The organism is Caproiciproducens sp. MSJ-32, assembly GCF_018918055.1.
Taxonomy (GTDB): domain Bacteria; phylum Bacillota; class Clostridia; order Clostridiales; family Clostridiaceae; genus Clostridium.
Genome location: NZ_JAHLPS010000037.1, coordinates 28,162 through 53,733, shown reverse-complemented (window position 1 = coordinate 53,733; position 25,572 = coordinate 28,162). Strand labels below are relative to the sequence as shown.

The 25,572-nt window shown below is 28.0% G+C and carries 20 protein-coding genes; 15 read left to right on the top strand and 5 right to left on the bottom strand.

The genetic code is table 11. The features are described 5' to 3' along the window. Positions 1 to 242 precede the first annotated feature (242 nt). Positions 243 to 767 (top strand): tryptophan transporter, encoded by a 525-nt coding sequence (locus KQI16_RS04460; protein ID WP_216432504.1) that lies wholly within the window; start codon positions 243 to 245, stop codon positions 765 to 767. Positions 768 to 801: 34 nt separating this feature from the next. Here KQI16_RS04460 and KQI16_RS04455 read toward each other — a convergent pair whose 3' ends face one another. Next, on the bottom strand, positions 802 to 1,536 hold the full coding sequence (locus tag KQI16_RS04455) for a polysaccharide deacetylase family protein (RefSeq protein WP_216432503.1): 735 nt from the start codon (positions 1,534 to 1,536) through the stop codon (positions 802 to 804). Positions 1,537 to 1,732: 196 nt separating this feature from the next. Between KQI16_RS04455 and KQI16_RS04450 the strand changes: the two genes are divergently transcribed. The 3 genes from KQI16_RS04450 to dut all read left to right on the top strand — a co-directional run bounded on the left by KQI16_RS04450 (position 1,733) and on the right by dut (position 5,015). Then, positions 1,733 to 3,943, top strand: a complete 2,211-nt coding sequence (locus KQI16_RS04450; protein ID WP_330654133.1) for a sensor domain-containing protein — start codon at positions 1,733 to 1,735, stop codon at positions 3,941 to 3,943. Between the two features lie 71 nt (positions 3,944 to 4,014). Next, positions 4,015 to 4,428 (top strand): SpaA isopeptide-forming pilin-related protein, encoded by a 414-nt coding sequence (locus KQI16_RS04445; protein ID WP_216432502.1) that lies wholly within the window; start codon positions 4,015 to 4,017, stop codon positions 4,426 to 4,428. Positions 4,429 to 4,577: 149 nt separating this feature from the next. After that, positions 4,578 to 5,015, top strand: a complete 438-nt coding sequence (gene dut / locus KQI16_RS04440; protein WP_216432501.1) for a dUTP diphosphatase — start codon at positions 4,578 to 4,580, stop codon at positions 5,013 to 5,015. A gap of 138 nt (positions 5,016 to 5,153) precedes the next feature. Here the strand turns inward: dut and abc-f are convergent, their stop codons facing one another. Both abc-f and KQI16_RS04430 read right to left on the bottom strand, forming a co-directional pair. Continuing rightward, complete coding sequence (gene abc-f, locus KQI16_RS04435) at positions 5,154 to 7,073, bottom strand: ribosomal protection-like ABC-F family protein (protein WP_216432500.1); 1,920 nt, start codon at positions 7,071 to 7,073, stop codon at positions 5,154 to 5,156. A 169-nt stretch (positions 7,074 to 7,242) separates the two neighbouring features. Next, positions 7,243 to 8,457 (bottom strand): 6-phosphofructokinase, encoded by a 1,215-nt coding sequence (locus KQI16_RS04430; protein ID WP_216432499.1) that lies wholly within the window; start codon positions 8,455 to 8,457, stop codon positions 7,243 to 7,245. A gap of 186 nt (positions 8,458 to 8,643) precedes the next feature. Between KQI16_RS04430 and KQI16_RS04425 the strand changes: the two genes are divergently transcribed. Next, positions 8,644 to 9,204: a manganese efflux pump MntP gene (locus KQI16_RS04425; protein WP_216432498.1), complete on the top strand. Its 561-nt coding sequence runs from the start codon at positions 8,644 to 8,646 to the stop codon at positions 9,202 to 9,204. A gap of 54 nt (positions 9,205 to 9,258) precedes the next feature. After that, positions 9,259 to 9,681: a Fur family transcriptional regulator gene (locus KQI16_RS04420; protein WP_216432497.1), complete on the top strand. Its 423-nt coding sequence runs from the start codon at positions 9,259 to 9,261 to the stop codon at positions 9,679 to 9,681. A gap of 11 nt (positions 9,682 to 9,692) precedes the next feature. Here the strand turns inward: KQI16_RS04420 and KQI16_RS04415 are convergent, their stop codons facing one another. Next, positions 9,693 to 10,487, bottom strand: coding sequence for a metal ABC transporter permease (locus tag KQI16_RS04415; RefSeq protein ID WP_216432496.1), 795 nt, complete (start codon positions 10,485 to 10,487; stop codon positions 9,693 to 9,695). Between the two features lie 27 nt (positions 10,488 to 10,514). Next, on the bottom strand, positions 10,515 to 11,186 hold the full coding sequence (locus KQI16_RS04410) for a metal ABC transporter ATP-binding protein (protein ID WP_216432495.1): 672 nt from the start codon (positions 11,184 to 11,186) through the stop codon (positions 10,515 to 10,517). 334 nt (positions 11,187 to 11,520) lie between these two features. On the opposite strand from KQI16_RS04410, the gene KQI16_RS04405 reads away from it, so the two are divergent. The 9 genes from KQI16_RS04405 (at position 11,521) to recJ (ending at position 25,340) form a co-directional block, all read left to right on the top strand. Continuing rightward, the gene (locus tag KQI16_RS04405; protein ID WP_216432494.1) at positions 11,521 to 11,919 is read left to right on the top strand and encodes a DUF6762 family protein; all 399 of its coding nucleotides are present in this window, start codon (positions 11,521 to 11,523) and stop codon (positions 11,917 to 11,919) included. 39 nt (positions 11,920 to 11,958) lie between these two features. Next, positions 11,959 to 13,752: an oligoendopeptidase F gene (pepF, locus tag KQI16_RS04400; RefSeq protein WP_216432507.1), complete on the top strand. Its 1,794-nt coding sequence runs from the start codon at positions 11,959 to 11,961 to the stop codon at positions 13,750 to 13,752. A gap of 143 nt (positions 13,753 to 13,895) precedes the next feature. Continuing rightward, entirely contained in the window at positions 13,896 to 14,852 is a 957-nt protein-coding gene (locus KQI16_RS04395; protein ID WP_216432493.1) for a rhomboid family intramembrane serine protease, read from the top strand. Between the two features lie 169 nt (positions 14,853 to 15,021). Beyond that, entirely contained in the window at positions 15,022 to 16,365 is a 1,344-nt protein-coding gene (gdhA, locus tag KQI16_RS04390) for an NADP-specific glutamate dehydrogenase (protein ID WP_216432492.1), read from the top strand. A 191-nt stretch (positions 16,366 to 16,556) separates the two neighbouring features. Continuing rightward, positions 16,557 to 17,951 (top strand): glycosyltransferase family 2 protein, encoded by a 1,395-nt coding sequence (locus KQI16_RS04385; protein WP_216432491.1) that lies wholly within the window; start codon positions 16,557 to 16,559, stop codon positions 17,949 to 17,951. 161 nt (positions 17,952 to 18,112) lie between these two features. Further along, positions 18,113 to 20,062, top strand: coding sequence for a DNA gyrase/topoisomerase IV subunit B (locus tag KQI16_RS04380; protein WP_216432490.1), 1,950 nt, complete (start codon positions 18,113 to 18,115; stop codon positions 20,060 to 20,062). Between the two features lie 23 nt (positions 20,063 to 20,085). Beyond that, complete coding sequence (locus KQI16_RS04375) at positions 20,086 to 22,995, top strand: DNA topoisomerase IV subunit A (RefSeq protein WP_216432489.1); 2,910 nt, start codon at positions 20,086 to 20,088, stop codon at positions 22,993 to 22,995. Positions 22,996 to 23,008: 13 nt separating this feature from the next. Next, a complete protein-coding gene (locus KQI16_RS04370) occupies positions 23,009 to 23,551 on the top strand; it encodes a DJ-1 family glyoxalase III (protein WP_216432488.1) in 543 nt (180 codons plus the stop codon). A gap of 10 nt (positions 23,552 to 23,561) precedes the next feature. Further along, the gene (recJ, locus tag KQI16_RS04365; protein ID WP_216432487.1) at positions 23,562 to 25,340 is read left to right on the top strand and encodes a single-stranded-DNA-specific exonuclease RecJ; all 1,779 of its coding nucleotides are present in this window, start codon (positions 23,562 to 23,564) and stop codon (positions 25,338 to 25,340) included. The last annotated feature ends 232 nt before the right edge of the window (positions 25,341 to 25,572 follow it).

Sequence of the window (25,572 nt, the reverse complement as noted above, 5' to 3'; positions counted from 1 at the left end):
CAATATCTGAAATTTATTCATTTGTACATTAATTTCTATTGAACCGCCGTGTACCGAACGGTACGCACGGTGGTGTGAGAGGACGCTGAATAAAATAATTATTCAGCTCCTACTCGATTATATAAATTAATTTACGCTAAAGTTTTTGTTAATCAAAAGGGGGGATATTTATGGTATGAAGAGTAGAAGTAATAAGCAATATAAGAAACAATAAAAAATATTTAACAATTGGGGGTATAAATATGAATACAAACAGTAATATTAGAAAAATGACAATTAATGCTATACTTTTAGCTCTAGGAGCATTATTACATCAAATTACGCCTGTACTTGGTTTCCCTATGCAGCCAGATTTTGCAATAATGATGTTGATTATAATAATATATTTAAATAAGGATTATAAAACTACTTTAATAGCGAGTATTATAGTTGGTATCTTCACAGCTTTAACTACAAAATTTCCAGGAGGACAAGTACCTAATATAATTGATAAAATTATTACGGGGAATATAATTTATTATTTATTCCTAGTAACTAGGAACACATTTAAGGATAATATAAAACTTATATTTTCCCTAGGGTTAGGAACAGCTATTAGCGGATTTATTTTTTTAACATCTGCCTTGATATTAGTTGGCTTACCTGGAGATTTTATTCAATTGGTTGTTGCAGTTGTATTGCCTGCTGCAATATTAAATTTAATAATAGGTACTATTCTTTATAAAATAATTATTAGATCATTAGAAATAAATAATTTGAAAATTTAAGAAAAAAATAAATAAAGGACTTTTAGTCCTTTATTTATTTTTTCATAAATTTGTATATTTCTTCGGTATTTTCATCAATTACTTTAAAGCTATAACCATTTTCTTTATAATATTTAATTATAGAAGGAAGGGCAGAAACAGTATTTTGGTTTATTGCAGAACAATGCATAAGCATTACAATATTTCCGTCAGAGTTAGCATGTTTTGTAGAGTTTTTTATTATCTTATCTATAGGTAATTTGCAGTTAGCTCCATCCCCACAATCTCCTGTCCAATCATATATCTTAAAATTATTTTTATGAAGTAAGTCAACTAAAGACTGTTCTAATTTATAAGATTTATTATTGCATCCAAAAGGAAATCTTATTATGTAATATTTTTCTCCAGTAACTTCATAAAGGATTTCCTGGCATTTTAACATTTCTTCCAAAAAAGCTTCATTACTTGAGTAGAGATTTTTTCTATCATGAGTATGACTATGAAGTCCTATACTATGACCTTCATTTTTCATTCTAAGAATAATATCTTCCTGGCCCTTAACTTGGGAAGAAATTATAAAAAAGGTTGCTTTGACATCTTCTTTTTTTAGGATATCTAAAATTTCCCTTGTAACTTTTCCCCCTGGTCCATCATCAAAGGTTAAATATATAATTTTTTCGTTAGAATTATTATCATGGGAAGCTGCAAAAGCTTTTATAGGAAAAAGCAGTAGAATTAGCAGAAATATTAAAGAGGAATTTATTACTTTAATAAATAGAGTTTTATTCATATATTTCCCTCCTAGATAGTGTAATAAAATCAATTTTTACACTATTTTAATTTATTATATAATTAGTATACCAATTATTATTAATAATAAAGTATTTAATAAATGGAAGAATGAAAATACAAAAATCAAAAATATGTTAATTTTAGGAAAAATATGATAAAATCTTTATAAAAAGTAAAATTTGAAGAAGGCATAGGTGATAAAGTTGGGGAGAATAGACAAAAGATTAGCATTTGTAGTTATAGCTATATGCTTTTTTAATGATGATTTCATTTTTGGATTTATTGTCTTAATTAATCTGATATTAATAATTTCATTAATATATTTAATTAAAAAATATAGAAATTTATATAAATTATCAGAAGTCAATAAAAATAAATATAATCTGGCTATTGATTTTTTAGAAGCTGTATTATGGGAATGGAATTGTGAAACAGAAGAATTTTATATATCTTCCAAAATAAAAAATTTATTATCAATTGATAAAGAAGAGATTAAATTAGAAGATTTATTTTCTTATATTACTCAGGAAGACAGAAACGAGTTGAAGTTGTTTTTTGATGAGATGATAAAGGATAAGATTATAGATAGTTTTTCCTTGGAAACTAATATTATTAATAATTTAGGCCAAAGATTAACAGTTGAAATGCAGATACGGAGCAATTTTAGAGATGGAGTTTTTATAATTTCAGGAATGATAAAGGATATTACGGCAAAAAAGCAGCAAGAAAATATTAATAAAGCTATTGAAAATAAAAATAGATTAGCTGTAGAAGGATCAAAAGATATTGCTTTTTGGTGGAATGTAAGGCAAAATGTTATATCCCTGAATAAAAGGATAAGAGAATATATTGATTTTGAAGGTGAAAAAGATATAATAATATCTTATACAAAATGGAGAAGTTATATATATAAGGATGATCTTGCAGAATATGATAGTCAGATGATGAGGCTAATAAGTTCTAAAACAGATGAGTTTTATTCGATGGAGTTCAGAATTTTAACTAAGGACAATGAAATAAGATGGTTAGAAAGTAAAGGGAAAAAGACCTTAGAGAAGAATGGGGATGTTTTTATATTTGGGGCTCTTTCCGATATTACAGCTAGAAAAGAAAAAGAGTTAGAAAATAGTTTTTTAAGTTATTTTGATGAAGTAACAGGAATTACAAATAGAAGATATTTTATTAAGGAAGTTGGCGAATATATAGAAAAAAATCCTAAAGGAAGTTTTGCTGTTATTTTTATTGATTTAGATAACTTTAAATTTATTAATGATACTTATGGACACGATGTTGGAGATTTACTATTAGTTGAATTCACTAATATTATAAACGGAATGAAAATAGAAAACTCTCTTTTTTCTAGGTATGGTGGAGATGAATTTTTGTTAGTAAAATACAATGTAATAGAAATAGAAGATCTAAAAATTATATTAGATAATTTAATAAAGGAATTAAGTAAGCCTATTGCCATTAATGATATTGAGGTATTTTGTACTTTAAGTATTGGAGTCAGTATTTATCCTGCAGATGGAAAAGATATTGGAACTTTATTAAAAAGGGCAGACATGGCTATGTACCTTGCGAAAATTAATGGTAAAAATAGATATGAAATTTTTGATATGAATATGCTGGAAATATTAAATAGAGAGTTTGAAATCGAAAAAAGATTAAGAGTTGCCTTAGATAATAATGAAATAAAGGTATTATATCAGCCTAAAATAGATACAGAAACTGAAGAGGTATTAGGCTTTGAAGCTCTTGTAAGATGGAATTGTAAGGCATTGGGAATGGTTTCCCCTAAGGAATTTATTCCAATTGCAGAATCTTCAGGATTAATAATACCAATAGGTAATTATATAATAGAGGAATGTATTAAGAAATGTAAGGAGCTGTCTATAAAAACTAATAAGAAGTTTAAAATGGCTATTAATTTATCTGATGTCCAAATAAGAAGTGAAAAAATACTTCCATTTATAGAGGAAACTCTAGAAAAATATGATTTAGATGCCAGTTATATAGAATTTGAAATAACTGAAAGTGTTATTATGAAGTATCCTGAGAAAAATATAGAAAAATTAAAACAGTTAAAAAAGTTGGGAGTATCTTTAGCTTTAGATGATTTTGGTACTGGTTATTCTTCCTTAAGCTATTTAAGAATATTGCCAATTGATTCTTTGAAAATAGATAAAAGTTTTATAGATGGAATTGTCATTGAAGAGAAAAGTGAATATATTATTGATACTATTATAGAACTTTCCCATTATTTAAATTTAATTGTAGTAGCGGAAGGAGTAGAAACAAAAGAACAGTATGATTATTTAAAGAGTATAAATTGTGATTTAATACAAGGATATTATTTTAGTAAACCTCTAGAATTTATTGAAGCAGAAAAGTTATTGCTATAAAATTTATAAAATTAATCACCAAATCACAATATTCTTCATATTATGTAACTATATTGTGATTGGAGGTATGTATGAAAATTAAAATTGATGATAATTTATCTGAAAGAGAAAGTTTTATAGAAGATGAAGATATATTAAATGATGATTATATTATTGATGAAGAAGTAGACAAATCTAAAGGAACTATTGAAGTTATTGTAAAATTGGGGAATTATAATGGTGCAAATTTAAAGGGAGCAAAAGTTAATTTATACTTATTACAAGGAATATCTCCTAAGTTAAAACAATCCAAATTTACTGATGAAGATGGAAAAGTAATATTCGATAATTTAGACAATGGCTGTTATAGGGTTATATCAATAGTAGATAGAAAATACTTTGAAAAACCAATTTATCATACTTGGAATGAGTTTACTGTAGATCAGGAAAATAAATCTACAAGAATAATAGTTATTAATCGTTTGAAAAAAGTAAAAAAACAATAAGTTATATTTCACAGATTATATTAATTTAACAATAATCAATTAATATAATCTGTGAATTTTTTTATTAAATGTATAATTTTCTATTATATGATTTTTGAAATTAAATAAATATGTTAAAATAGAAGATATGCAGCAGAGGAGGAATAAGGATGAATGAATTTAAACTAAAAGTTAAAAGAATACATGAAGATGCAATACTGCCTAATTATGCTCATTATAATGATGCTGGACTAGATTTATATTCTATAGAAGAAAAAATTATTAATCCTTCTGAAAGTGCTTTAATAAGAACGGGAATAAAAATAGAACTTCCTTTTCAAACTGAAGCTCAAATTAGGCCAAGAAGTGGATTAGCTCTAAAAAATGGAATTACAGTTTTAAATACTCCAGGAACTATAGATGAAGGTTATAGAGGAGAAATAGGAATAATCCTTATTAATCATGGAAAAGAAGTTTTTAAGGTTGAAAAAGGAATGAAAATTGCTCAAATGGTTGTAAAACCAGTTTGGAAAGTTCAGGTAGAAGAAGTTAAAGAACTTTCTGAAGATGCAAGAGGAGAGAAGGGATTTGGATCAACTGGTCTTTAGAATGCCAATTGACAATTTACAATGGCTGATTAGGAGAATAATTAAAATTTGTTGAATTATGAAAAATGGGGCTGTCGTATTAATACGATAGCCCTTTTATTTTAGAGTTTTAGCATATCTAAAAATATTCTGAAATTGTTAATTGATTAAGCTTTCCCATTCTTGATAAAGAGCTTCTATTGTTTCTTCAAGTTTTTTTATTTCCTTATTTACCTTTTCGCTTTCTATTGGGTTTGAATATACCTCTTCTAGACATAGTTTTTCTTGTAAAGCTAATAACATATCTTCATTATTAGCAATATCTTCTTCTAATTTTTTTAGTTTTATTTTTAATGCTTTTTCTTCCTTTTCTTTTTCTCTTTTCTTTTTACGTTCTTCTTTAATTTGAGTTTTTGTTTTTCCATTAGCGATTTCTTCAATTATTTCAAATCTATGAGGGTTTATCTTTTTTTCTTGGTAGTAGGAGTAATTTCCTAGATATTCTTTTACTCCATTCTCAGTTAATTCAAGAATTTTATTAATTACTTTATTTAAGAAGTATCTATCGTGGGATATTACTAAGACTGTACCATCATAGTTTAATAAAGCATCTTCAAGAGCTTCCCTTGATATTATATCTAGATGGTTTGTAGGTTCATCTAGTAATAGGAGATTTGCTTTAGATAACATTAATTTTAATAAATTAATTCTACATTTTTCTCCACCGCTTAAATTTTTAATTACTTTAAAGACATCTTCTCCAGTAAATAAGAAGGAAGCAAGCATACTTCTTATTTTTGAAACCGTAAGGTTAGGAAACTCATCCCATACCTCATCTATTATTGTTTTATCTAAATTTAGGTCAGATTGTTCTTGATCATAATAACCTGGATTAACATTTGTTCCAAGAATAACCTTACCACTATCGGCTTTAATTTTATCTAGAATTATTTTAAATAATGTAGTCTTTCCACGACCATTTTCACCAATTAAGGCGACTTTTTCTCCTCTTTTAATATCCATATTTAAATTAGAGAAAAGGGTTTTGTCTCCATAGCTTTTAGACAAGTTTTCTATATGAAGTACGTCATAGCCGCTTTTTATTGCAGTTTCAAATTTTATTTTAGAAGGATCCTTTTCCTTATCAGGAGCCTCTATTCTTTCCATTTTTTCTAAGGCTTTTTCCCTACTTTCTGCAGCTCTTATGCTTTTTTCTCTATTAAAGCTTCTAAATCTTTCGATAATGGCTTCCTGCCTTTTTATTTCAGCTTGCTGTAGGTTATATGCTTTAAGTTGAGCTTCATAATTTTTACGTCTTTGTTCAATAAATTTTGTATAAGGTACATTGTAACAATTAACATGACCGTTTATTACTTCAAAGGTTTTATTTGTTACTTTATCTAAAAAGAATCTATCATGGGAAATAACCAAAACAGTACCTTTATAATTAGTTAAGTATTCTTCAAGCCATTCAATCGCATCCAAATCTAAATGGTTAGTAGGCTCATCTAATAGAATTATATCAGGATTTTTAAGTAACAACTTACAAAGGGAAGCTCTTGTTTTTTGTCCCCCGCTAAGAGTTCCTATTATTTTATTAAAATCTTCTTCTAAAAAACCAAGACCTTTTAAAACCCTTGATATTTCTCCCTTATAGCTATATCCGCCTTTATTTGTATATAGATCTTGTAATGTTGTATATTTTTTTATTAATTTATCATAATAGGATGCGTTAACTTCATCATAAGGTTGATTCATTTCTATTTCTAATTCTTTTAATTTATTTTCAATATCAATAAATTCTTTAAAGACTAAATTCATTTCTTCATAAATAGTATTTTCTAAATCTAAATCTATATTTTGACTTAAATAACCGATAGTTTTATTCTTGTCAATAAAGATTTCTCCTGAATCATAAGATAATTCCTTTGAAATAATTTTAAATAAAGTAGATTTACCTTCCCCATTTCCTCCAATAATTCCGACTTTGTCTCCTTCATTGATTGAGAAAGTAACATCTTTTAGTATTTCTTTTATTCCATAACTTTTAGATATGGATTTACAGCTTAAAACTATCATTTTTTCCTCCTAGTTTATTTATAAAAACATATGTGAAAATTTTAATCTAAATTTTATTATACTATAAGGCTCTAGGCCAAGCAAACAACAATAATTATTATCTAATTTTTATCATATTTTAATAATTAGATTAGTTTAAATAAAAAAAGTTGCTTTATAGCAGCTTTTTTTATCTTATTGTCTTAAATTTTGGTAAATTATTCATAAACTTAAGGGAAGGAGATCCTTCAATTAAAGGTAAGAAATACTCTAGGGCTTCTTCTTTTATATGGTTTCCTTTTTCATTCACTAATTCTACAGGAAAATATTTTACTTTATTCGCAACTTTATCTGCCTCAATTAAAAAGTGAGAAGTTTTATATGGAGAATTACTGTCTCTTTTTATTGCAACCATATAGCCGCTTTTATTTTCCATTGAATATTTAATAGCTGAATAACCAGCATTAAAGGCTTCATCTAAATCTGTCTTTGATGAACAATGCATTGCACATCTTTGAAGTACTCCAAGTTCCAGAGCTTTAACTCTAGTAGTTATTCCAGAATTAATAATCAAGTTTTTTAGGTAATTGCCAACACCGCCAAGCTGAGCATGTCCAAATTTATCATCACCAAATTGAGGAACTTCAGATAAGAATTTTCCTTCCTTGTTTTTTATGCCTTCTGAAACAACTATAAATACCTTGTTTTGTTCTCGGAATTTTTTTCTTACATCTATAAGAAAAGTTTCTACATTAAAGGCTACTTCAGGTAAATATATAAAATCTGCAACAGGCTTGTCATTTATTCTAGCCATACATGCAGATGCTGCTAACCAGCCTGTGTCTCTTCCCATAGTTTCTAATATGAATATTCCATTATTTATATATACTGATGCATCTAGATATGTTTCTAATGTTGTTGTTGCTATAAATTTAGCAGCACTAGCAAAACCAGGAGTATGATCAGTATACATTAAATCATTGTCAATAGTTTTTGGAATGCCTATAAAGTTAATATCTATATTCTTTAACTTTGCATACTTGCCAAGCTTAGCGATAGTATCCATTGAATCATTTCCTCCAATATAGAAGAAGGCTTTAATATCGTTTGCTTTTAATATATCTATAAGTTTATCGTATTCTTCAGTTGATTCCTCGATATTTTTCATTTTATATCTACATGAACCAAGGCCAGAGGCTGGTGTATATCTAAATTCTTCTATTTCATCATCTGAAAAATTCGATAAGTCAATTATATTTTTATTTAGAATTCCTTCAATTCCGTTTAAACCAGCATAAACCTTCTCATAAGCACCTAAGTCCTTATTTCCTTTTAATAAACCGACAACACTTGAATTTATAACAGAAGTTGGTCCTCCAGATTGTGCAACTATGCAATTAGCCATTATTATACTCTCCTTTTATTAAAAATAGTAAATGTGATATACTTTTTACAATTTATATACGCTATATAATAATATACAACAATTTATGTCGAAATAAAAGTTTTTTTTGCAAAAAAAATCATCATAAATATTGTACTAATTAATAAAATAGTAAAGAAAGGGATACATGAAAAGCAGGAGGGAAAGATGAGTTTAAAAGATATCTTTTTAGTTGCTATAGCATTAGGAATGGATGCTTTTGGTTTAACAATTAGTCTTGGCATAAATCCAAGGTTAAAGAGAAAGAGTAAAATAGCTTTCATATTATCATTTTCTTTTTTTCAATTCTTATTTATATTATTAGGGGGAATTCAAGGCAGGATATTTAATAAATATATAGTAACAATTCCGGATATATTAGGTGGAATCACTGTATTTTTGTTAGGGATAATAATGATAATAGCTACTTTTAAAAAGGATGATACTGATGATGAACTGCTAATTAAAAAAGCAATGTATATAATTTTAGGTATTTCTGTGAGTATAGATGCATTGGTAGTTGGTTTTACAAGTCTTTATTCAGTAAAAATAATTATTATTTTTTTGTATGCTTTAATAGTAGGCTTAGTAGCATTATTAATTTGTTTAGTTGGTTTCATTAGCTGTAAGTATATAAGAAAAATAGATTTTGTTAATAAATATTCGGATATATTAGGGGGAATTATTCTTATTGGTCTAGGAATAAAGATGATAGTTTTCGGTGTTTAATATATTTAATTTTAGTGATATAATAAAATTATTAAATTACGTTAGGAGAAAAATATGAGCTGGGAAAGGTATTTAAAAGATAATAATATAAGAATAACAAGCGGAAGAATTGCAATTTTAAATATATTAAAATCTTCAAATAAAGGTCTTTCTGCAGAAAATATATATGATTTATGTAAAAAACAATATGAAAACTTAAATCTTAGCACTATTTATAGAACTTTAGAATTATTTGAAGAAAAGGAAATAATAAAAAAAATAAATATAGATGGTCCAGCCCTTTATATTTTAAAAAAGGAAGGACATAAACATCTATTAAAATGTGATTTATGTAATAAAAGTGTGGAAATTCAATGTCCTATGGAAGAAATAGAGGAAATTATTAAAGCTCAGGCAGGCTTTAGTTTAACAGAGCATAAACTTGAACTTAAGGGTGTTTGTAATGAATGCAAAAATAAAAAAAATTCAAGAGTGTAATCTTGAATTTTTTATTTATTCAAAAATTTATTTATTATTATAACCATGCATAAGGTTATAATTGATGTAATAGCAATAGTACCACCAGGAGCACTATCTATATAATAAGATAAGCTTAATCCTAAAAGTATATCTATCATCCCGAAAAGAATAGAATATATTAAAGTTGATTTAAAACCTTTTTTTAATTGCATTGCGGTGGCAACAGGAACTATCATAATTGAGGAAATAACTAATAATCCCATAACTCTTATAGACATAGAAATTGTTGCACCTACTAAAATAGTGAATACATAATTTATCAATCTTACATTTATATTTGTAGTCTTAGCACCTTCTTCGTCAAAAGTTATATAAAGTAGTTTATTATATAAGAATATTAAAACAAATAAGCTTATAAGACCAACAATAAGAATTAATTTTATATCCTCACTGGAAACTGTTAAAATGCTTCCGAATAAATAAGAGTTAACTTTAGTAGATGCTTTACCGCTGCTTATTAAAAGAATTGCTATTCCTAGACTTAAAGTTAATACTATGGACATAACAAGTTCTGCATATTTTTTATAGTAGCCCCTAAGAAATTCAATGATAATGGCACAAATTGTAGTAAATAAAAAGGCTGATAATATAGGGTTGATTCCTATAACAAGACCTATTGCTACACCTGCAAAGGAAGAGTGGGATAGGGTATCACCTATAGTAGAATATCTTCTAAGGACCAAAAAAAGTCCTATAAAAGGACAAAGTATTGAAATAATTAGTCCTGCAATAAATGCATTTTGCATAAAATCTAATTGAAACATAAAATCTACCTTTCCAAGACAAAGAAATTAAATAACATTATCTAAGTCTAAATTATTATTTCTAAATTTTTTATATTCATCAACAGTAAAAAGCTTTAATTTCCCATTATCTATTCTTAATATGTGAGTTGAATTTTCTAAAGCAATATTAATATTATGTTCAATAGAAATAATAGTTTTTTTGTTTTCCTTATTTAGTCTTTTTAATATACTATAAATTTCTTTTTGATTTACTTCATCAACTCCTGTAGAAGGCTCATCTAAAATTATTATATCAGGGTTGCCCATTAAAGCCCTGGCGATTAATACTCTTTGCTGTTGCCCGCCTGATAACATTCCTAATAGTTGATTTTTATATTCCTGCATATTAACAATTTTAAGCATCTCTAAAATATTGATATCTTTATTTTTTAAGGATTTTTTATGGCATGATAAGACTTCCTTAACTGTTATCGGGAATTGAGAATTAAAAGAATCGAGTCTTTGAGGTACATAGCCAATTTTATTTGAATTTATCTCAATAGAACCTAAATTAGGTTTTAAAATTCCTAAAATTAATTTTATAAGTGTAGTTTTACAGCTTCCATTTTCACCAACAATAGATAAGTAAGCACCATCAGGAATGGTAAGATTTATATTATTTAAAATATATGGTGGTTTATTAGAATATGAAAAACTCAGGTTTTTTATATTAATCATTTAATAATCATCTCCTAAAATTTCTTTTACTATTATATATGAAAATGCAAATGACTTGCAAGAATAACTTTATAATATACACTTTATTTTATTATCAATAGTATTGCCATATTTAGATATTGAAAAGCAATTTTTTTGATTATAGTGCATAATTCACAGCTTAGAATGAAATTATTTCCTAGTTTTTTAAATTTAGAAAATTTTTAATATTAAACTTGTGAACTATGCATTAAATATAAGTTCTATGCACTTTTATAGGTTGATTTATATTCTGAATAAAACATATAATATAGATAAGTTGAAAAACTAAAGTAAGTATATTGGAGGAAGAAATATGGATTTTTCAAGTTTAGTATTAATGGAAAAGGATAATGAAACAGGATTCATAACAAAAGAATTAGGAAGTTTTCAAGTCTCAGAAGGGGCTGAATATGTAAAAAAATTTTTTGTTTTAAATGGAATTGTAAATTTATACTTTGATACAAATAAAGATGTTGAAGAATGGGAATACTCTGCTATATACGATCTTTTTAATTATGATATTTTTAAAGAAAATGATTTTGAAATAGAAGATGTCTTAGATGAATATAATCCAACATTTTTAATAAAATTTAACTATGTTGAGGATTATAATATTATGAAGGAAAAAATAGAAAAAGCTTTAGGTTTAATTGATTTAACTATGGAAAAGGTCTTTAATGATATTAAGGGCAAAGAAGAAGAATATATGTAGAAGGGAGGGCCTAAGTATTTAGGCAATATTATGAGTGATATAAAAAAGCTTAAAAGCAGAGAAGAAATAGATGAAAAATTTAAGTGGAAAGTAAATAAAATTTTTCCAGATGATGAAGCCTGGGAAAAGGCTTTTAAAGAAGTAAAGGAAGAAGCACCAATACTAAAAAGCTTTGAAGGGAAATTAAAAGATGAGAAGCGTCTGCTTGAATATTTAAAAAAGAGTGAAGAACTTGGCATAAAAGTAGAAAATGTATATATTTATGCCCATTTAAAAAGTGATGAGGATACTTCAAATACAAAATACCAAGCAATGATGAATAGAATAGATGCATATTTAGCAGAATTTTCATCTTATACATCCTATTTTGTACCAGAAATTTTATCCTTTGAAGATGGATATATTGAAAGTATTATTAATAATAATGAAGAATTTAAAATGTATGAATTTATGTTTAAGGATATCTTAAAAGAAAAGCCTCATGTATTAAGTAAAAAAGAGGAGGAGCTTTTAGCAAAAGTTTCAGATTGTCTTGATGCACCAAGTACAATATATAATATGTTAACTAATGCAGATATGAAATTTCCAACTATAGTTGATGAAGAGGGAGAAAAGGTAGAATTAACTGAAGCAAATTATTCTACTTTCATTAAAAGCAAGGATAGAAGAGTAAGAAAGGACGCCTTTAAAGCTTTATTTGGAGAATATAAGAAGCTAGAAAATACTTTAGCTACTTCATTAACAAGTTCAATAAAAAACTTTAATTTTAGCGCTAAAATAAGAAAATATAACTCGGCTTTAGAAGCGTCATTGAAACCTAACGAAATTCCTGTTGAAGTATATACAAATTCTATAAAAACTATTAATGAAAATATTAAATCTCTTCATAGATATGTAGATTTAAAAAAGAAGCTTTTAGGCCTAGATGAAATTCATATGTATGATTTATATGTACCTGTTATTGAAATGCCAAAGGAGCATATAGAATTTGATGATGCTGTAAATATAATTCTAGAAGGTTTAGCTCCCCTTGGAGAAGAATATTTAAATATATTTAAAGAGGGAATAAATAATGGTTGGATAGACATATACCAAAATAAAGGAAAAAGAGGCGGCGCTTATTCCTGGGGGGGGTATAATACCATGCCATATGTACTTTTAAATTATAATTATACATTAAATGATGTATCAACCTTAGCTCATGAAATGGGGCACTCAATCCACTCTTATTATTCTAGAAAAGAGCAGCCATATATTTATGCTGGATATACCTTGTTCTGCGCAGAAGTTGCCTCAACAACAAATGAGGCTTTATTAATTCATCATTTAATAAATAAGGAAGAGGATAAAAAGAAAAAGCTATTCTTAATAAATCAAGAACTAGAACAAATTAGAACTACAGTATTTAGACAATTGATGTTTGCAGAATTTGAATTATTTACTCATGAAAGTATGGAAAAAGGAGAATCATTAACTGCAAGTGATTATAATAAAGCTTGGCATGACTTAAATGTTAAATATTTTGGACCATCTATGGTAGTTGATGAAGAAATAGATAGTGAATGGGCAAGAATACCTCATTTCTATTCTGATTTCTATGTATATCAATATGCTACTGGATATGCAGCAGCATCTGCCTTTGCAAAATCAATTTTAGATAAGGAAAAAGATGCAGTATCTAAGTATATTGGTTTCTTAAAGAGTGGCGGAAGTGATTATCCAATAGAAATACTTAAAAAAGCAGGGGTGGATATGACAACTTCAAAGCCGTTAGAGGCTACAATTTCAAGATTTAATGAATTATTGGATATGCTAGAAAAAGAAATTCAATAAGAAATTTAAGGGACTTCTAAGAAATACATTTAGAAAGTCCCAATTTTTATAGAAACTTTAAACTAGTGCGGAGTGTAGATTAGCGTGGAGTTTGGAGTTAAACTCAACACTCCACACTCCAAACTGAAAGGTGGGGTGTTTTTTTGGAGCAGTTTGAAAGGGATTTTTTCAATATTTTAACAAAGGAATTACATTTTTTTATTAAGGATTATTATAGCTATAGTTTAAATACAAATAAATGGCTAGCAGTACTTGATCTTGGTGAAAATTATACTGCTGTAATAGTTACTCAAGAGGAAGACCTAACAAGTTATTATGAATGCTATGATTTTTTATCAAAAAGTTTAAATAAACCTTTTATTTTAAATAATATTGTATTGACTAAAAAAAGGGAATTAAATTTTATTGAAACTGATTATAATAAACTTATTTTCTCTTTAGAAAGTAATAATATACTTTATTTTGGGGAAGGAACAAAACCTTATGTATCAATAATAAATTTAATTGCTAATAAAAATATGCCTAAAAGAAGCTTAGATTTAAAAAAATATAAAATTACTTATAGTATTATGCTAATAAATATTCTTATATATTTATTAGAAGTAATAAATTCTAGAAATTTTTTTAGTATAGACATTTATACTTTAGTTGAAATGGGAGCTAAATATAATATTTTAATAGAAAATGGAGAATTTTATAGGCTTATTACAGCAGGTTTTTTACATGGAGGTATAATGCATTTATTTTTTAATATGAGTGCCTTAAATATTATTGGTAAAGAAGTTGAAGAGGTGTATGGGACTAAGAAATATATTTTTATTTATATTTTCTCCTTATTAGGGGCTTCCGTTTTTAGTTATATATTTTCTGAGGGTATATCTGTTGGAGCTTCAGGAGCAATTTTTGGACTATTGGGAGCCATGCTTGCCTTTGGGCTAAAAAACAGAAAGAAGATAGGCAGAGCTTATATTAAAAACATAATTGAAACTATAATTTTAAATATAATAATAGGAATTACTATTTCAAATATTGATAATTTTGCTCACATGGGGGGACTTATATTTGGATTTATAATATCCTTAATATTATTTAAAAATTAATAATTTATTAATTATATTGGGTTTAAAGTAATTAAATACTAAAAAAATAAAAAATATTTACAAAAATATACTTTGAGATATATAATGTTGATAAATTATTAATTTGGTTCATTGCTGGCTTAAAAATCCTATAATGAGCAAATCTAATAAATAGGGAGATGAATTTAGTATGTTAGGTAAGGAATATGTAGAAAAGGTTATTAAAGAAGTAGAAGAAAGAAACAAGGGAGAAGTGGAGTTTTTAAATGCAGTTAAAGAAGTATTAACTTCATTAGCACCTGTATTTGATAAGCATCCAGAATATATTAAGGAAGGATTATTAGAGAGAATTGTTGAGCCTGAAAGACAAATTTTCTTTAGAGTTCCATGGGTAGATGATGAAGGAAAGGTAAGAGTAAATAGGGGATATAGAGTACAATTTAATAGTGCCATTGGTCCTTATAAGGGTGGTTTAAGATTTCATAAAACAGTAAATCAAAGTATAATAAAGTTTTTAGGTTTTGAGCAAATTTTTAAAAATTCCCTAACAGGTCTTCCTATAGGTGGAGGGAAAGGTGGATCAGATTTTGATCCTAAGGGTAAATCTGATAGAGAAATAATGAGATTTTGCCAAAGTTTTATGGCAGAATTATGTAAGCATATAGGAGCAGACACTGATGTTCCTGCTGGCGATATAGGAGTAGGAGCAAGGGAAATAGGTTATATGTTTGGATATTATAAAAAAATAAAAAATGCTTATGAAGGTGTATTGACAGGAAAAGGATTATCTTATGGTGGCAGCTTAGTTAGAACAGAAGCTACAGGTTATGGATTAGTATATTTTACTGAAGAGATGTTAAAGGATAAAAATTTAAGCTTTAAAGATAGTACTGTTGTTATTTCAGGATCAGGAAATGTAGCAATACACGCTTTAGAAAAAGCTCATCAATTTGGTGCTAAAGTAGTTGCTATGAGTGATTCAAACGGCTATATTTATGATGAAAAAGGAATAAATCTTGATATTATAAAAGAAATTAAGGAAGTTAAAAGAGGAAGAATAAAAGAATATTTAGAAAAAGTTCCAACTGCAAAATATGTAGAAGATCATAGAAAGATTTGGGAAATTAAATGCGACATTGCTTTGCCATGTGCAACTCAAGGAGAAATAAATAAAGAAGCAGCAGAAACACTTGTAAAAAATGGAGTTAAAGCAGTATCAGAAGGAGCTAATATGCCAACAGATCTAGATGCAATAGAAGTATTCCAAAAGGCAGGAGTTTTATTTGGTCCTGCTAAGGCAGCTAATGCAGGTGGCGTAGCTGTTTCAGCCCTTGAAATGAGTCAAAATAGTGTTAGAGTTTCTTGGTCCTTTGAAGAAGTAGATAATAAGTTAAAAAATATCATGAAAGACATTTATTTAAATGCAAAAAATGCAGCTAAGGAATATGGTGATGAAGGAAATATTTTAATGGGAGCAAATATTGCAGGTTTTCTTAAGGTTGCAGAAGCTATGTATGCTCAAGGAATTGTATAGATTTTAAATGATAAAACTTTTTAATAATAAACTTTTCCATTATGTCAAAATCTTCTAATTTATTAAGAGATAATTAAGCAAAAATTAAGATTTATATACTTGATTTTTTATAGATATAGGAATATATTAGATAAAGGTGTGAAGTAAATTTGTTTAAAGCAAATTTCGCATTTTATATAGGAGTTGATATGATGGAAAAGTTAGTTTTTTCTGTTACTGGTATATTCCAAATTCTTGTTTTTTTAATAATGATGTATTATTTTATTTTATCTTTTTTTGGATTACATAGGAAAGCAGAAAAAAAGAATTACATGCCTAAAAATAAGTTTGCCCTCATAGTTGCAGCTCATAATGAAGAAATTGTAATTGGAAAATTAATAGAGAGTTTATTAAATCAAGATTATCCAAGGGAACTTTTTGATGTCTTTGTTATAGCTGATAACTGTACTGATAATACTGCTAAGGTTGCTAGGCAGTATGGAGTAAAAGTTTATGAGAGATTTAACAAGGTAGAAAAAGGTAAGGGCGTTGCTTTAGAATGGATGTTTAACAAATTATTTAAAATGCAAAAAAAATATGATGTTGTAGCTATTTTTGATGCAGATAATATAGTTTCAAGAAATTGGTGTAAAGAAATAAATTCAAAAATGCAAGAAGGCTATAAAGTTGTACAAGGATATATTGATAGCAAAAATCCAAATGATTCTTGGATTACTTCTTCTTATTCTATAGCTTTTTGGACACAAAATAGAATGTATCAATTAGCAAGAGCTAATTTAGGATTATCTAATCAAATAGGTGGAACTGGATTTGCTATTGATACTAGACTTTTAAAAGAACATGGCTGGGGAGCTAAATGTTTAACTGAGGATTTAGAATTTACCTGCAAGATGATATTAAACGGAGAAAAAGTAGGTTGGGCTCATGATGCTATAATTTATGATGAAAAACCACTTACTTTAAAACAATCTTGGGTGCAAAGAAGAAGATGGATGCAGGGATTTGCTGATGTAGCTTCTAGATATTTCACCAAGTTAGTAAAAAAAGGCATTAAAGAGAGAAGATTATACGTTTTGGATTGTGCATTATATGTTATTCAACCTTTTATCACTATAGCAATGGCAATTTCAGCTTTATTAAGTTTTGCTGGCAGTTATTTGCCGATTGGTGAAGATATATTTATGATGAACTATTTATTGGGAAATAAAGTAATAATGGTTATTACATTAATACAATTTTTAATGACACCATTAATACTAAAATTAGATAGAAAGATATCAATTGGATTCTTTACAATGTTTGCATTTTATGCAATAAGTACAATTTTCCTTCCTATATTAGTAAAAAGATTAAATTACAAAGGAGAGGTATTTTTAATAGAGTTATTATTTAATTTGTTATTTTTAATTTCAATCTTTACTATATTAGGAAAAGAAAAATTAAAGTTCTTTATAAGATTTCTTTTATATTCCTTCTATACATTAACATGGGTACCAATAACCTTAGAAGGTATAATTAAGAAAAATAATAAGGAATGGAATCCAACTAAACATATTAGAAATGTAGAGATTCTTGATATGCAATAAAAGTGAGGGTGACCCCTCACTTTTATTTTGGGTCTTAGCGAACTTATGTTTGATTTATTTCTTAAAATGTTTTATATTTTTATTTAGGATTTAATTATGTTAAAATAAAAATTATTATATTTATGTTGTAGAAAAAGATGTAAAAGTATTTGGAGGTTTGTATGAGCGATGAGATAAAGAAAATTTATGATGTCACGGATTTAACTTCTCTTGAAAAGTTGGAACCAGTAAGAGTAAGACCTGGGATGTATATAGGCTCAACAGGTACAAAAGGCTTACATCATTGTGTATGGGAAATACTAGATAATGCTATAGATGAAATATCTAATGGCTATGGAGATAAAGCATGTGTAATTATTAATAAAGACAAAAGTATAACTATAAGAGACAACGGTAGGGGAATTCCTACTGGGATACATCCTGTAAAAAAGAAATCAGGAGTAGAAATGGTTTTTACTGAATTACATACTGGTGGTAAATTTAATAATAAAAATTATAAAACCTCTGGAGGACTTCATGGTGTTGGGGCAGCTGTAGTTAATGCCTTATCTACATGGCTTGAAGTAGAAGTATATCAAAATGGGAATATATATAGACAAAGATTTGCTTATGCTTATGATCAAGAATTAAAAAGGAATATGCCAGGAACACCAGTCACAAAACTTGAAATTGTAGGAAAAACAAGCGAAACAGGTACTAAAGTTACCTTTATGCCTGACAAAGATGTTTTTTCTACTATAGATTTTAATGTTGATGTAATAGATGAAAGATTACAAGAATTAGCATTCCAAAATAAAGGAATACATTTAGAGTTGGTAGACTTAAGAAAAGAAGAGGAGTTTAGAAAAACTTATTACTCTGAAAATGGGCTTTTAGATTTTATAGAATACCTAAATGAAAGTAAAAGCCCTATACATCAGCAGCCGATATTTTTTGAAGGAGAAAGAGTTATAAATGATATAAGCATGTTTGGAGAAGTATGTGTGCAATTTACAGACTCAACAACTGAGCATATAGCCAGCTATGTAAATAATATTCCCACAACAGAAGCTGGAACTCATGAAACAGGATTTAAAACAGGAATGACCAGGGCTTTTAAAGAGGGTGCTAGAAAACTTGGTCTTATAAAAGAAAAGGATAAGGAATTTGAGGGGGATGATTTAAGAGAAGGAATGACTGCTATTATTAGGATTAAGATAAGTAATCCTATCTTTGAAGGTCAAACCAAAACTAAACTAGGAAGCAGTGAAGCCTATACTATGATGAATGAATTATCCTATTTAAAATTTAGTGAATGGATAGAAGATAATAAGGATACAGCTGCCATGTTAATAAACAATGCCCTACAAGCAGCTCAAAGAAGAGAAAAAATTAAAAAAATAAATGAAGCTGAAAAAAGAAAAATAGGTAAGGGAGCTGCGCCATTAGTTGGGAAAGTAGCAGTATGCTCTTTAAGAGATAGTTCAGTGACAGAATTTATTGTAGTGGAAGGGGATTCGGCTGGTGGTTCTGCAAAGCAGGCTAGAGATAGGCGTTTCCAAACAATAATGCCTTCTAAGGGTAAAATCATGAATACAGAAAAGCAAAAATTAGAAAATGTATTGGCTTCTGAAGAGTTAAAAATATTTAATACGGCAATTGGAACTGGTACCTTAGAAAATTATAGGGAAGAGGACTTAAAATATGATAAAATAATAATTTTAAGTGATGCTGATGTTGATGGGTATCATATTAGAACTTTATGGATGACTTATATTTACAGATATATGAGATCTCTTATTACTAATGGTCATTTATACTTAGCACAGCCTCCTTTGTATAAGGTATATAAAAATGTAAAAGGAAAAGAAATTTACAAATATGCTTATAGTGATGATGAGTTAGAAGCTGTTAAAAAGGAAATAGGTAAAGGTGCCCTTATACAAAGATATAAAGGTCTTGGAGAAATGAATCCAGATCAGCTTTGGGAAACAACATTAAATCCAGAAACAAGAACCCTTCTTCAAGTAACTGTAGAAGATGCTGCTAAGGCAGAAAAAATGGTTTCTTTATTAATGGGAGATGTTGTTGGTCCAAGAAAAGCTTATATATCTAAGTATGGTGAATTTTAAAATAGTTAGAATGGAGAAATGTTATGGCGAAGAAAGTTAATAATATACCAAAGGATAATAATATAATAAAGATCCTTTTAGAAGAAGCAATGCCAGATAACTATTTGCCTTATGCTATTGAAGTTGCAAAGGATAGAGCATTGCCAGATGTAAGAGATGGACTTAAGCCTGTTCATAGAAGAATATTATATGGTGCTTATAAATTAAAGGCTTTTCCTGATAAACCTTATTATAAATCAGCAAGAATTGTTGGAGATATCTTAGGTAAATATCACCCTCATGGTGATACATCAGTTTATGATGCTATGGTTATTTTATCGCAAGATTTCTCTACAAAAGAGCCTCTTATAGATGGTCATGGTAACTGGGGTTCTATGGATGGTGATGGAGCTGCAGCAATGAGATATACAGAAGCAAGGTTATCACCAATAGCCCTTGAAATGCTAAGGGATATAGAAAAAGACGTCGTGGATATGATTCCAAATTATTCGGATACAGAAATGGAACCTACTGTTCTACCAAGCAGGTATCCAAATTTATTGGTAAATGGTTCTTTTGGAATTGCCGTTGGATTAGCAACTAATATTCCACCTCATAATTTGAAGGAAGTAATAGATGGAGTATTAGCTTATATCGATAATAATGAAATAACTACAAAAGAATTAATGAGATATATTAAAGGACCTGATTTACCAACAGGAGGAATTTTAATTGGTAAGCATTCATTATTATCTGCCTATGAAACGGGAGAAGGAAAGGTTACTCTTAGAGCAAAAACCAGTATAGAGAAATTAGAGAATGGAAGATGGGGAATAGTAATAACGGAATTCCCATTTAGAAGAAATAAGGCCAAACTTCTTCAAACTATTTCTGAAATGACTGGGGATAAAAAGCATTCTAAAGCCTTAGAAGCAATAGTTGATATAAGAGATGAAACAGATAGAAATGGAATAAGGGCAGTAATTGAGTTAAGAAAATCTGCAGATAAAGAAACAGCCGATAAGGTATTGAAATATTTATTTAAAAAATCCGATTTGCAATGCAATTTAAGCTTTAATATGGTAGCTTTAGCAAATGGAAAACCACAGACAATGGGTCTTAAAACAATAATTCATCATTATGTTAATCATCAAAAGGAAATTATAACAAGAAGAACAAGAAAAGAACTTGAAAATGCAGAAAGAAGATTTCATATTGTTGAAGGTTTTATTAAAGCAATAGATGTTTTAGATGAGGTAATAAAAACTATTAGGGAGTCTAAGTCTAAAAAAGATGCAGGAATTAACTTAATGAATAAGTTTGATTTTACTGAAATTCAAACAGAAGCTATCCTTGAACTTATGCTTTATAAATTAACTGGCTTGGAAATAAAAGTTTTTAAGAAGGAATATAATGAATTAGAAAAACTTATAAAAAAATTAAAGAAAATATTATCAGATGAAAGGGAACTTCTCAAAGTTATAAAAACTGAATTAAAAGAAATAGCAGAAAAGTATGGCAGTGACAGAAAAACAGCTATTGTTGAGGATGATGAAGAAGCTAAGATAGATGTTGAAGAACTTATAGTTGTAGAAGATGTAATGATTACTCTTTCCAAGGAAGGTTTTATAAAGAGAATATCAACAAAGGCTTATAATAGAGCAAATTCAGATGTAGAAGCTATTGAATATAGAGAGGGAGACGAGTTAAAGTTTTTAATAGAGTCTAATACAACTCATAACTTAGTGTTATTTACAGATAAAGGAAATATGTATCAAACAAAGGTTGTAAATATAGTAGAAGGAAAATGGAAGGAAAAAGGGGAAAGAATAGAGGAGTTAATTAAAACTCTTAATCTTGAAGAGGAAAAAATAGTAGAAGCCTTTTCCATAGATAATTTTATGCCAAATAAGTACTTACAATTTATAACTTCAAAGGGTGGAATAAAGAAAAGCTCTCTTGATAATTTCCAAACTAATTATAGTAAGCTTCAAGCTCTAAAGCTTAAAGCTGACGATAAAGTGGTTAGTGTTATAATGCTTAATGAAGATGAAGAAAAGGAATTTGTAAAATTCACAACTAAATTGGGATTAAGCTTTGATTTGGAAATTCCAAAAATAGAAAATCAACCTAGAAATATATTAGCCATTTCATTATTTAATCTATCAGAAAAAGATGAAGTTATAGAAGTTGAATATATTGATAAATTAGAATATATAGAATTTAATATTGGGGTAAATAATAAAGGAATACTAAAGGCTTATAATAATATAAAAAACAATGATAATTTAAAAGTAAAGACAGATAGCTTAAGTGAGATTTTATTCTTCACTAATAAGGGTAATGTAATAAAAATACCAGCTTATATGCTTAAAGGGCTACTTGAGAAAGAAATATCAATAAATACAATGGTTGATAATTTAGAAAAAAATGAAAATATAATAAAACTGATATCTCTTAAGGATTATAGTGATAAAAAGTTTATATATCAATTTACTAAAAAGGGTATGGTAAAGAAAACTTATCTTTCAGAATTTGAAGGAAATTATCTTTCTCAAATAGCTTATAAATTTAAATTTGAAAAGGATGAAGTTATATCTGTAAGTCTTCATACTGATGATACAGCTGAGATTTTAATGATAACAAAAAAAGGGATGGGAATTAAGTTCTTATCAGATAATATAAATCCAATGGGAAGAATTGCTGCTGGTGTAACAGGAATAAGTTTAAAAGAAAATGATGAAGTTATTTATGGTAATATAGTATCTGTAGAAAGTAGTTATTTAGATATTGAGCTTGCCATTGGAAATTATAATAAGGTTGAATTGATAACAAAAAATAAAAAACGTAAAGAAATAGAAGTTGATGCAATAAAACTTCAAAATAGAGCTGGTAAGGGAAGCAGTCTTATGACTATAGATTTAGGGGATGAAATAAAAGAAATTATATATTAAGGAGGTTATTTATATGGCAAAGGTTGCAGTTTTACTTGCAAATGGCTTTGAAACTTTAGAAGCTTTAACAGTTGTTGATATTTTAAGGAGAGCAAAGGTAACTTGTAATACTTTTGCTCTTGAAGGAGAAGAGGTAATATCATCACATAATATTAAAGTAAAGGCAGACAAAAATATTAATGATAAAGAGATAGAAGATTACGATTTTCTTGTATTACCTGGTGGAATGCCAGGGGCAACTAATTTAAGAGATGATGAAAGAGTAATAGCGCTTGTAAAAAAATTTAACAGGGAAAATAGATATGTTTGTGCAATATGTGCGGGCCCAATTTCCCTTGGAAAAGCTAAGATAACTGAGGGGGTTAATATGACATGTTATCCTGGCTTTGAGGAAGAAATTAAGGGGTGTAATTATAAAGAAGATTTAGTAGTTACAGACAAAAATATAATTACAGGAAGGGGACCTGCAGCTGCTATTCCTTTTGCCTTTGAAATTTTATCTCATATTTCAGAAGCAAAGGTTGATGAAATAAAAAAGGCAATGCTGTTTAAATAGGTGTTGAAATATGAAGGAAAAATGGATAATGACAAATAAAAGAGAGAGCTTTTTAAAGCTCTCTAATTCTATAGAAGAAAATGTATTATTACTAAGGCTCTTAGCAAATAGATCTATTGATGATGTAGAACTTGCAAAAAAGTTTTTATATGGAACTATCAAAGATCTTTATGATGGATACCTTATGAAAGATATGGATAAGGGAGTAGAGATAATTAAAAAAGCTGTATTAGAGAATAAGAAAATTATTATTTACGGAGATTATGATTGTGACGGCGTAATAAGTACAACCATACTTTATTATGCCTTAAAAGATATTGGAGCAAATTTTGGATATCATATTCCCCATAGAGAAGATGAAGGCTATGGTTTAAATAGTGATAGAATTAAAAAGCTTAAAGAGGAAGGATATGAAGTCATTTTAACCTGCGATAATGGAATATCAGGATTTGATCAAATAGATTTAGCAAAAGAATTAGGAATGGATGTTATAGTTACAGATCATCACGATATCCCTTTAATAGAAAAGGAAAAGGGAGAGTTTGTTCCTGCTATTCCTAGGGCTGATGCAGTTATTAATCCCAAAAGGCCAGATTGTAAATATCCCTTTAAATTATTATGTGGAGCAGGTATTGCTTTAAAATTCTCCCAATGTTTATTTAGGGAATTTAATATAGATGAAAGTAAGTTTTATAAGCTTATACAGTATGCAGCTATTGCAACAGTTTGTGATGTAGTAGACTTAGTTGACGAAAATAGAATTATTGTACAAAAAGGCTTAGAATTATTAAATAAAACAGAGAATATTGGATTAAGGGAATTGTATAAAGTAACTGCTTTGGAAGGAAGAGAAATAGAAGAATATCATTTAGGTTTTATAATAGGACCTTGCGTTAATTCTACTGGTAGATTAGAAACAGCAGCCTTATCTGTAGAACTATTAATTACAGAGGATATTGAAAGGGCAAAATATTTAGCCAATACCCTTTACAAATTAAATCTAGAAAGACAAGATTTAACTCAAGAAGGAGCTAATAGAATTATAGAAAAAATAGAAAAAGAAAATTTAAAGGATAAAGTAATTGTTGTATATGATAAAGAAATTCATGAAAGTATTGCTGGAATAATAGCTGGAAGGATTAGGGAGAAATTTAATAAGCCTGCTATTGTTATTACAAGAGGAAAAGAAATGCCTAAGGGATCAGCGAGATCGATTGAAAATTATAATATTACTGAAGAGTTAACTAAATGTAGTGGGCTTTTAGAAAAATTTGGGGGACACCCTATGGCGGCAGGGCTTTCTATTAAAGAGGAAAATATAGAAGCATTAAGAAGGAAAATTAATTCTATATGCAAATTAACAGATGAAGATATTATACCTATAGTTAGAATAGATTCAGAGCTAAAAGTCAATTATTTAAATGAAGAACTTATAAATACAATAAGTAAGTTAAAACCTTATGGCAAGGGAAATCCAAGTCCTTTATTTGCGGTAAGAAATTTATTTGCTGAAAGAATTTGGCTTATTGGAAAAGAAAGAAATTATTTGAAATTAAGATTTAGATTTGAATTTAATGGCAGAAGTGTATACATAGATGGAGTAAGTTTTGATAAGCTAGATGATTTAAAAGAAGAGATAATAACTAAATATGGAGAGAAGGAATTTATTGAGGCTGTTGAAAGCAGTTATTTAAATAAAAATTTAGATATAGTATATTATCCAGCTATTAATGAGTTTAATGGAGTTAAAAACATTCAGCTAATGATAAAACATTTAAGACTTAGTTAAAATCTTAGCAAAAATAGGGTATAATAGGAGTTGGGAATAACTAGTTAGGAGTGTGGAGCATTGGTAGTGTGGAGTGCTGAGTGTGGAGTGTGGAGTTAGTAATAACTAGTTAGTGGTTAGGAGTGTGGAGCATTGGTAGTGTGGAGTGCTGAGTGTGGAGTGTGGAGTTAGTAATAACTAGTTAGTAGTTAGGAGTGTGGAGTTAGTAATAACTAGTTAGTAGTTAGGAGTG

Coding starts and splice junctions, on each gene's coding strand:
- KQI16_RS04420 (WP_216432497.1), top strand. CDS start 9,259: ATGAGCTGGGAAAGGTATTTAAAAGATAATAATATAAGAATAACAAGC.
- KQI16_RS04445 (WP_216432502.1), top strand. CDS start 4,015: ATGAAAATTAAAATTGATGATAATTTATCTGAAAGAGAAAGTTTTATA.
- KQI16_RS04405 (WP_216432494.1), top strand. CDS start 11,521: ATGGATTTTTCAAGTTTAGTATTAATGGAAAAGGATAATGAAACAGGA.
- KQI16_RS04375 (WP_216432489.1), top strand. CDS start 20,086: ATGGCGAAGAAAGTTAATAATATACCAAAGGATAATAATATAATAAAG.
- KQI16_RS04385 (WP_216432491.1), top strand. CDS start 16,557: ATGGAAAAGTTAGTTTTTTCTGTTACTGGTATATTCCAAATTCTTGTT.
- recJ (WP_216432487.1), top strand. CDS start 23,562: ATGAAGGAAAAATGGATAATGACAAATAAAAGAGAGAGCTTTTTAAAG.
- KQI16_RS04410 (WP_216432495.1), bottom strand. CDS start 11,186: ATGATTAATATAAAAAACCTGAGTTTTTCATATTCTAATAAACCACCA.
- KQI16_RS04380 (WP_216432490.1), top strand. CDS start 18,113: ATGAGCGATGAGATAAAGAAAATTTATGATGTCACGGATTTAACTTCT.
- KQI16_RS04415 (WP_216432496.1), bottom strand. CDS start 10,487: ATGTTTCAATTAGATTTTATGCAAAATGCATTTATTGCAGGACTAATT.
- abc-f (WP_216432500.1), bottom strand. CDS start 7,073: ATGATAGTTTTAAGCTGTAAATCCATATCTAAAAGTTATGGAATAAAA.
- gdhA (WP_216432492.1), top strand. CDS start 15,022: ATGTTAGGTAAGGAATATGTAGAAAAGGTTATTAAAGAAGTAGAAGAA.
- KQI16_RS04455 (WP_216432503.1), bottom strand. CDS start 1,536: ATGAATAAAACTCTATTTATTAAAGTAATAAATTCCTCTTTAATATTT.
- KQI16_RS04370 (WP_216432488.1), top strand. CDS start 23,009: ATGGCAAAGGTTGCAGTTTTACTTGCAAATGGCTTTGAAACTTTAGAA.
- KQI16_RS04460 (WP_216432504.1), top strand. CDS start 243: ATGAATACAAACAGTAATATTAGAAAAATGACAATTAATGCTATACTT.
- KQI16_RS04425 (WP_216432498.1), top strand. CDS start 8,644: ATGAGTTTAAAAGATATCTTTTTAGTTGCTATAGCATTAGGAATGGAT.
- KQI16_RS04430 (WP_216432499.1), bottom strand. CDS start 8,457: ATGGCTAATTGCATAGTTGCACAATCTGGAGGACCAACTTCTGTTATA.
- dut (WP_216432501.1), top strand. CDS start 4,578: ATGAATGAATTTAAACTAAAAGTTAAAAGAATACATGAAGATGCAATA.